Below are 9,855 nucleotides of genomic sequence, written 5' to 3' on the forward strand. Positions count from 1 at the left end.
TTGTCTGATTAAAGGGCTGCCGTTAGTAACCCTCGTTCTGATTTAACCTTGGATTATTTTTAAGTTCAGTTAAACTTATTGGATAATATTGTTTAAAGCTTTTCCATACCGAGTTCGGATCTTTTTTGGGTAGCTCCACTCTCATCACATCATCCACTCTACCGGTGCGTTTCAAATCAAGCCACCGATGCCCACCTTCACTAAATAATTCAATTTGGCGTTCATGTTCTACAGCTGTTAACGCGTCATTCATCGAGAGACTAATAGATAATTGTTTTAATTGCTGGTCAGCTGGGACTGTTTTATCAGTCGCACGATCTCGTAATACATTTAGATCAGTAATCCCTTCAGCAATTTTTCCTTGTTGGATCCTCGCTTCCCCTCTAATTAGGTATTGTTCAGATAAACGAAGTATAGTAGAGTATTCCTCAACAGGAAAACTTACATCTCCTGTCAAATTGATCTTCTTATATTTATAAGCAAAAGTGTATGTAATACCATCAATTACAGCGTTATTTATCCATTTTAGCTTCCGTTGATCACCTAGATCAAAATCATTTAATAATGATTCACTAAGTGATACAGGCGTATAATTCAAACCAAACTCGGGAGTAAGAATAAAAGCAATGGCTTCCTGACTATTATCGCCAAGATGAACTGGCTGAAGTTGCCAAATTGCCTCTTTGCTATTCTTTAGAAACACTTCATCTAGCGTCACCAAGGAATAAATCGGATTATTAATTAATGCAGATGCCTCCGCTTCGGCCTCTTTCCAATCTTTCAGATACAAATGTGCCCTTGCAAGCATCGCAGTTGCAGCCGACTTAGTTGGCCTTACCCGTTCTTGCGTCGGCTTTGTTAGTGTAGCATCCAAATAATCCGGGTTCAATAAAGTTTGTGCTTCTTTCAAGTCCTGAACAATCTGTTTCCATACCTCTGTTTTTGCAGAACGCAGAATTAAAGTGTTATCTTTATAATCAGTACTAAGAACCAGTGGAACGTCTCCATATAAATTAACCAAGTAGAAAAGACAAAAACCACGTAAAAATTTAGCTTCTCCAAGTAATTGTTTCTTTACAGTTGGAGTCAGGCTTGTAGAATTAGAGATTCCCTCTATCGCGGAGTTTATTACATACAGTTGAGAATAGATGTCATTCCAGAATCCGAATCCACTGATCTGACTTCCAAGCGTGTTGGTATAAAAACCATCCGTTTCAGGTGTACCTAAACCATCGATTAATGTTAACTCATCTGAAGAAAGGCCAGTATAAAAACAAATGCCAGATAATCCCTCGTATTTAATACTGGAAACACTCATCTTGGTATAGATCCCGGTTAAAACCGACGCAGCCATTGCGTCCTTTTCGTAAATGTTTGCAGAGGTCACGTTTGTAGAAGGGCTGTCCACCTCAACAAATTTTTTACAACCAACAACAACACTCAACGATGCAATTAGTATAAATATCTTATTTTTCATTTCCTGTTTATTTAAAGGCAAAAAATTAAAGTCCAATTTGCAACCCCATTGTCACTACTTTAAGAGGAGGTAAAGTCAATGAACTTTTTGATTCAGGATCCAGTCCAAGGTAATTCGTAATAGTAAATAGGTTCTGCCCCTGGACATAAATTCTACAATTTTGCAAATGCATCCACTTTTTTAGATTTGATGGCAGGTGCCAGGATATTGAAACGTTCTTCATACGTATATACGAAGCATCAGCCCAGCTGCCATCGCTGTTTAAGGCGTTATTTAAACTTGTAAAAAGACCAAGACCTGTCGTATACTTCTGGATATCTGCAATATCTCCAGGTTTTTGCCACCTGTCTACTTGCCATTGCGGTTTATTAGCAAGTCCATTTACAAATCTTCCTGCTAATGCATTTCCAGCATTTCCAAATCGATAATTCTGAGCTATTTGTTTTGTAAACTGAAATAGCATATCCAATTGAAAACCTTTGTATTCGAACGAGTTTTGAAAACCACCATAATATTTGGGATCAGTGTTAAGGTATATATAGTCATCTATGGTTGAAACAGGAGAGTTTGTTGGAACCCCATTAGTACCTTGAAACTGATATACACCTGTGGTCGGATCAACGCCCAGGAAATGATAGAGTTTTACTCTATTGACGGGTTTGCCGATCTCATAAAAATCTCTATAGGGAGAATTCCCAAGGTCTTTAAATGCTATTAACTTGTTCTTTGGAAGTGTTAGATTGAAGCTGGTTGACCATTTGAAGGTCGAAGTACTTACATTTGTCGTTGAAATTGAAAATTCCCATCCTGAATTTTGAACAGTTGCGTCGCCATTAGCAGATATCAGGCCAAATCCGGCAGTAGAAGGCAGACTATTATTTACCAATTGATTTGATGACTTATTTTTAGAGTAATTGGTGTTTATTAATATTCGGTCCTTTAAAAAACCCAGATCTAAACCAATTTGCAATTTTTTAGTCTCTTCCCATTGTAAATATGGGTTCGTTAACCTGCTAGGTTGATATCCTACCGCGCCCTGATATGGGGCATTTATAAAAGGAATTGCTTCATACAAACTCATAAAGTTATAATCTCCGATTTGATCGCTTCCAGTTGTACCGTAACTAGCTCTCAGTTTACCAAAACTTAAGAGATCCAGAATATTTTTAATAAATTCTTCATTGGAAAATACCCACGCTACACCAATAGCGCCAAAATTATGAAAACGGCTTTCCGATCCAAATCTGGAGCTGCCATCCCTTCTCGCTGTAAGGTTCACAATATATTTGTCCTCCCAATTATAGTTTGCACGTCCAAAAAAAGCATTATATTTATACAAGGAGCTTGTAGTAGGCCCGGCAGTTAGGGATGTGGCTGATTTAATATCCTCTAAAACTAACTGTGTGCTGAAGCCGTCAGCTGTTATTGAAGACGCATCCCTATTCTCAGATTGAACTGTTGAACCCAATAATAGTTCCAGTTGTCCGCCTGCTATCTTGCGTTTATACCTTATTTGAGGTTCAATGGACCATGATTTTATTATACTATTACCAAAAACGGAAAATCCAATTGATTCGGGAGGAAGTACAGAATAGGAAGAGGTAATAATAGACGATCTGAGAGTATTGTATCCAAGCGTACTTTTTATTTCTAATCCCTTAATTATTTCATAACTCAGTAATGCATTACCTAATAGATTTTGCGTTTTATTATTGTATTTTTGAAATAGGTAATTCACTGGATTATTTAAAAAAGTAGGCGCGCCACTTGAGTTAAATTGCCAATTAATACTTCCATCGGAATTGTATAAGCTTGGAGCTACAGGTGCTAGGGTCATCGCCGAACCGGTCAAATCTATTTGCGGTAGCTTGTTGTTGTCATCAAGGAAGGAACCTGAAAATTGAAACCTAAATCTTTTGTTCGATGAAGAAGAACTAATATTAAAATGGATGGAAGCTTTTATATCCCGGAAATCTCCCGGAAAAACATTTCCCTCACGGTGATAGCCAGAACCGACTAAAAAGGTGGTATGCTCACTCCCTCCTGAAACCGAAGCTTGAATGTCACTGTATTGTGCAGTACCACCAATTAATTCCTTCTGCCAATCGGTGGATCTTGTATTGTCCCAGACGCCGTTCATGTCATAATCATTTGGCCTAAAAGCAGGTAACCCGTCATTCTTTAAGGCCTCTCTTCTCATTTCTAAATACTGTTCGGACCCCATAAGTGCTAATTTTCTCCCAACCTTCCCCCATCCGGTTTGTGCATTGATATCTACTTTAATTTCTCCTGATTTCCCTTTTTTGGTAGTGATCAATATTGCACCATTGGCTGCCCTGGAACCATAAATTGCGGTTGCGTCTGCATCCTTTAATATCGCTATGCTTTCAATATCAGCAGGATTTAAAAAATTCAAAGGACTTCCAGAAGATCCGAGAAAGCTACTCAAATCAGCACTATTGCTATTTCTAATTGACATTAATTGAGAGGTAAAAGGCATTCCGTCAATCACATAAAGTGGGTCATTTCCATTTAGCAAACTATTTGTTCCCTGTATCCTCACCTTCACACCAGTTCCCGCAAAACCTGTCGCCTGCTCAATAAACAAACCCGGAACCCTACCCTGTAGCGCCAAAAGTGGATTATTCACCGGCTGCTTCTCAATCACATCCGCTTTAATCGTCGTCACATTACCAGTAGATAACCTTTGCGTAGTCGTACCGTAAGCAATCACCTGAACCTCATCCAGCTTCGACAAACTCACTTCTAGAGATATATCCGCCATCTCTTTCTCTGCCTTAACCTCCTTCGAAATATATCCTGTATAAGAAACCACCAATACGATTCCTTCCTCTACATTCTTCAAATAAAAATTACCTTTCACATCCGTACTCACTGCTTTTCCTGTAGCTTTCACTTTAACCGTTGCCCCCGGTAATGGAGCACCCTGCGCATCAACCACACGGCCACGCACATCACTATTAGCAAGGGTGGCAACCACCCTTTCCAGAAAGGTCTTTTCCTGGGCCTTCACCATTACCGTTTCATCTGCTATGGTATAGGTTAGGCCCCTTTTGGTTAGTATCTGATCTAAAGCCTCTTTCAGCTCCTGGTTGCGGATGTTCACATTTACCATACCGGCAACATCAACCTGTTCCTGCTGCCACAGCACGTTATAACCCGTTTGTTTACGAATTTCTTTAAATACTTCAGAGAGCGCAATATTATTTTTTACAATAGTTACCTTTTGCCCAAAAGAGGCAGCACTAACCTGCAGGAGAAACGTCGTCATAATTACTATAATTACCTTCATAATCAATAGTATTTTCGGTGGCAGGCCAAAATAGCGCAGCCCACCTGGGTTAAAACCATAATTATACATACTTTTGTACGGTTTGAGTTGATATTGAAATAGTTTGCACAAATTGTTTTATTCCGGTTATCCAACGTGTTGGACATTGACCGGAAAAAGGTTAGCTCAAATCCTGCGCAAGGGTGGCTTCAACACCTTTGCGCTTTTTTATTACCTCCCTGTATGTTGGTTTAAAGTTGCTGTCGTAATTCTTTCATCATTAATTGGTTGTTTAGTATACATCTGGTTGATTGGGTAAGGGACGATTTATTTCGCTTACGGGGCTGGTTAGGCCACTATTTGATTATCTTTTTAGCCGTTATAGTTTTGTTTTTTATCTCAAATTTTACAGGCCCGGTATTTTCCAGTTTCTCCAGTAAAGAAGATACATTGCTAAACCTGGATACCGATCCGCTAAAGCGCTGCTTAGCAACCTGGTCATCAGCATAAACCACTTGTACATCGTACCAACGGGCAACTTTTCGCAAAATGCTTTCCAGAGGCTCATTGTCAAATGCAAACAGACTGTTTTTCCATGCAATTGCATCCTCGGCATCTACCAGTATACAGTCGATACCGCTTTCTTTTACAACAGCCTGCTGGTTGGGTTTAAGGGTAACCGGCGGGATGTTTCGGCCCGATGAGGTAACACGCACAGAACCTTCAAGGAGCGTAGCTTTTATGTTGGTTTCATCATTATATGCGTTCACATTGAAATGTGTACCCAATACAGTTAATTCCATTTTTTTGGAGTTTACTACAAAAGGCTGTAATTTATTCCGGAAAACTTCAAAGTAGGCTTCGCCGCTAAGCTCAACTTTACGTACACCGCCACGCTCTTTTAGCGGCATATGATAGGTTAAACTTGAAGCGGCGTTTAGCCAAACTTTAGTCCCGTCGGGAAGGGTGATCTGGTAGGTACCGCCACGGGGGGTAGTAACGGTCATCTCGTTATGAGCCCCTGATGCGCTTTTAACAAGGCTACCATCATTATATTTAATTTGAGAGGCATCTATAATTACGCCGGTATGGGCGTCACTTAATGTAATGGCTTTGCCTCCGGCAAGGCTAAGTGTTGCAGTGTTTTTGCCCGGGGCAATGTCATTAGCGTACAGATCCTTCGTCGCTCCGTTTCCTTCGGGATGAGGGGAGGTGTAGAAGTATATGCCGATTGCCAATCCTATTACCGCCGCGGCTGTGCCTATGCGCGGCCAGAATTTAGTGCGTTTATTCTTGTAGTATGCATTATCTAAGTTTGTTAAAACAGTATCTAAATCTTTAGCCCTTTCTTCAATTTTAAATTCGTAAGGCTCAGGTTCCTGATGTACAAGATACCAGCTTTCCAGCAAAGCTTTTTCTTCGGCTGTTGCTGTACCGTTTTTGTACTTGTCTAAAATGACTTTTATTTCCTTTTCCTGCATAACATGGAAAGCCAAAATTGGGCTCTATAATAGTAAGACAAGAAAGGGATAAACTAGAGGTATCCGGGTTCTGAAAAAATTAAGATTTTTTTAGATGAGAATAATAGTTATTTTCTTTTCCGTCTTATTAAAAGCAAAATCGCAGCCAGCAATAACAATCCGGGCAATACCCATATGTAAATTATTTTTAAGGTTTTACCCGTACGATGGCTAATCAGCAACAGGTTATCTTTAACCTCGATATGCCTGGGCAGGTATTGCGGGTATGTCCCATCAGTAAACCAACTGTAAAAGGCATTCCCAAAAGGATTATACAAATATCTCAGGTTACTGGTAAAATCTGCATCTCCGCTTACAATAATGCGTTGTTGTTTATTGTTGATTTGCCGGGTTAATTGAACAGCAGTGGCAAACGATCTTTCTTTTGCATCTCCTTCTTCAGGGCTAAATGAAGGAGGTACTGAATCGATTGTTAACTTACCCGCCTTAAGCCATGTTTTATCCTGTCTGGTTTCTAACAAAGGGCTAATGGTAAATGGGCCATTTGCGGTAAATGACAACGCCATTGCACCGGGCATAAGTACTTTCAAGGTATCCTTATCAGGATCTTTACTTTGAAGAATCTCTTTCCAACTCAACAGCGTTATTTCTTCGGCAAGATTGGCACCCTTTGCCGTTACATAGGGCATTACCTTATCCGGGGTCTCATTTTTACTCAATTCTACCAGCGTACCTTTCCTGAATTGTACTCCCATTTGCGCAAGCAGCGGATTAAGGACCTCCTGTTTCCGGGGTTCGCCACAAACCAACAAATTCCCTCCTTTATTGATGTATGCTGTAACTTTAGCCAGGGTTGCTTCGCTTAAACTGGTTTTAGGGTCTGCAATAACAAGGGTGTTTATATCAGCAGGGATATCCTGTTTAGCTAATGAAAGCGTGTCTATATCAAACCCATGGTTAATTAATGCATTCCGGTTGGTTTTATCCACAGAAATTCTTGAATATTCCCGTTCACCGGTTTTGTGTATACTGCGTTCCAGGTTGCCCGAAAGGAAATATATTTTTGGACCCTTTTCCGTTATCAGGCGTTTTAAGGCATCATCTATCAGTGCTTCGTCTGGCCAAAAATCAGAATCAGGAAAAGTGCGCAGGTTAATTTTCCTGCCTTTATATTTCAACTGCAAAAAGAGCCGTCCATTTTCCGAATTCGGGTCAATTATTTTGCGGATATCCTCCGAAGGCATAAACATTGCCGAATCTACCTTATACAGCTTTGCCGTTATTCCGGCAATCTGTTTTTCTGTTTTTCCGGGATAAACATTATAATATTGCCTGTTGTCCAAACTTCCATCGTTGTAGTAATAGTATACATATTTGAATTGAATATCTGGCTTAAACCGCAAAAAGGGCTCCCAAACTGTGGTTAAGTAAGTATTTCTGCCTGCAGGAAAACCCTGATCAACCCCCGCCCCCAATAAATTTGCATATAGTGTTACTTCCAGCGGAGCATCCAGGTTCTTCAGTATTTTCTGGCTTCTGGGATGGATGGTATTGGTTTTGCCGGTGGTAACATCCAGGTAGCCGGTAAGTGCCGGACGCGAGCCGATATAACCAATCAATACACCCGAAACAACTACCCCAATATACCTCAGGGCCTTAATCGTCCATGGCCTCATCTCCCTTCCGCCCTTTAGTTTTAAAAGCGTAAAACCGAGGAACATATAAACCACTACAACAAAATAGAGGATGTCCTTGGTCGTGATCAAACCCGCCATCATCTTGGCCGTTCGCCCTGCCATGGATAAAAAATAGGTGAGGTCCCGTACAAAATCATATTGCTGCCAAAAGCCGCCTATACGGCCCAATACAAAAAGGACCATAAAAGTGCCGAGCGCAGATATGACCTGATAGGTGCTGAGGCTCGACATAAACAAGCCAATTGCGGCATAGGCGCAGCCCAGCAAATAAAAACCCAGTGTGGCAGATAACAATATAGGATAGTCAATAGACTTGATCTGAAAAGCACCCGATACCATAAATATGCCCAATATCCCAACCAGTACCAGGTTATAAAACATTAAGGCAAAGTATTTCCCCAAAACAATTTGGCGCAGCCTGATGGGCGAGGAGTACAATAATTTGTTCGTACCATTGTTGATTTCCCTGCTCAATATACCCATCGTAAGCAGGGGGATAAACAGGTACAAATTTTCTAAGGCATTCGTAAAAATGGTTTTCCCATGTATAAAAAGAGGCGCCGTAACGGCCGATGGGAAATGTTCAAATTTGGGATTATTTATTTGCGTAATCTCCTGGACCATGGCGTACAGGGCCAATGGCGTTGCATAAAAATAGGCACATTGCGCTAAAAACACTATGGCCAGAAACCAGGCTACAGGCGAATAACAAAGGTTACGGATCTCGTTTTGTGCAATTTTGAATATGATCTTCATCTCTTTGGCTGATTAATAAGATTGAGAACCAGATAGTTGTTTAAAAATATCATCCAGCAGGCTTTTCTCCAGGCTGATCTCACGCAATTGCCATTTGTGCTGCAAACTGGCAGCAACCAGTCTTTCTGTAATCTCCTCATCGCCATCAAAATATACCCGGGTCTCTTTATTGGTAAGCACCTCTGCTTTGGTAACCCCTTGTATCTTAAGCAGCTCTTCTATCATTGGTGGGTTTTCCATTTTTACAATTAAACTATTTGGCTGCACATAATTGTCAAAAGCATCCATAGAATCAGCAAAAACAATCCTGCCTCCCTCAATCATTACAATTTCCTTGCAAAGCAGGTGTATCTCCGATAAAATATGTGAGGAGAGCAGCACGGCACAATCAAGGGATATTTCCTTAATCAATTTCCTGGCCTCTATCAATTGATTAGGATCCAGTCCATTGGTAGGCTCATCCAATACCACCAGCCCGGGCTTGTGTATAATGGCCTGCGCTATGCCTACCCGCTGCCGGTACCCTCCCGATAGGTTATGGATAAGCCGGCTGCTGAAATGTGCAATACCACAGCGTTCTTTTACCTCGGCAACGGCTGCTTTTATTTTGCTTTTTTCAATAAAGCGCAGCTCTGCACAATAGGTCAGGTATTCATCAATGGTCAGGTCGGTATACAGGGGCGGCGTTTGGGGTAAAAATCCGATCTGTTTTTTAGCCAGCTCGGGCTGGGTCCTGATGTCAAAACCATTCACAAGCACACTGCCTTCAGTTTGGTTCAGTACCCCGCAAATGATGTTCATGGTGGTTGATTTGCCCGCTCCGTTTGAGCCCAGTAAACCGGTAATGCCATTCTGGCTGATTTCCATATTGATGTCGCGTACGGCCCAGCTACTGCTATACCTGTGCGAAAGTCCTTCTATTCTTAAAATGCTACTCATTATCGTTTGATTATTTTTCTAAAAGATTAATTAAAGCCGTTGTCACATTGCTTGAACTCATCAGGGCCCTATTAAATCCAGAATACCTTCATTCCTGATGATCATCATGCCCTGACGATCTTCAGTGATCCCTTCTTCCATTTTATAGGTATAGCGGGGTCTTGCCCCATCCATTACGGTAGGCATGTACGCAAACCGAACATTGTCCCTTCC

Annotated in this window: 5 protein-coding genes; all 5 read right to left on the bottom strand. The window is 41.0% G+C overall.

Going from position 1 to position 9,855, the window contains the following annotated elements; genetic code table 11:
- Nucleotides 1-22: 22 nt before the first annotated feature.
- The 5 genes from ABIE26_RS23735 to ABIE26_RS23755 all read right to left on the bottom strand — a co-directional run bounded on the left by ABIE26_RS23735 (nucleotide 23) and on the right by ABIE26_RS23755 (nucleotide 9,642).
- Entirely contained in the window at nucleotides 23-1,477 is a 1,455-nt protein-coding gene (locus ABIE26_RS23735; RefSeq protein ID WP_310145727.1) for a RagB/SusD family nutrient uptake outer membrane protein, read from the bottom strand.
- 25 nt (nucleotides 1,478-1,502) lie between these two features.
- A complete protein-coding gene (locus tag ABIE26_RS23740) occupies nucleotides 1,503-4,859 on the bottom strand; it encodes a SusC/RagA family TonB-linked outer membrane protein (RefSeq protein WP_310145726.1) in 3,357 nt (1,118 codons plus the stop codon).
- A gap of 266 nt (nucleotides 4,860-5,125) precedes the next feature.
- Nucleotides 5,126-6,250 (bottom strand): FecR family protein, encoded by a 1,125-nt coding sequence (locus tag ABIE26_RS23745; protein ID WP_310145724.1) that lies wholly within the window; start codon nucleotides 6,248-6,250, stop codon nucleotides 5,126-5,128.
- 107 nt (nucleotides 6,251-6,357) lie between these two features.
- Nucleotides 6,358-8,703 carry a Gldg family protein gene (locus ABIE26_RS23750; RefSeq protein WP_310145722.1) on the bottom strand — a complete coding sequence of 782 codons (2,346 nt, stop codon included), beginning with the start codon at nucleotides 8,701-8,703 and terminating at the stop codon, nucleotides 6,358-6,360.
- 12 nt (nucleotides 8,704-8,715) lie between these two features.
- Nucleotides 8,716-9,642: an ABC transporter ATP-binding protein gene (locus tag ABIE26_RS23755; RefSeq protein ID WP_310145720.1), complete on the bottom strand. Its 927-nt coding sequence runs from the start codon at nucleotides 9,640-9,642 to the stop codon at nucleotides 8,716-8,718.
- Nucleotides 9,643-9,855: the final 213 nt, after the last annotated feature.

It is taken from the genome of Pedobacter africanus, assembly GCF_040548825.1.
Lineage (GTDB): Bacteria > Bacteroidota > Bacteroidia > Sphingobacteriales > Sphingobacteriaceae > Pedobacter > Pedobacter africanus_A.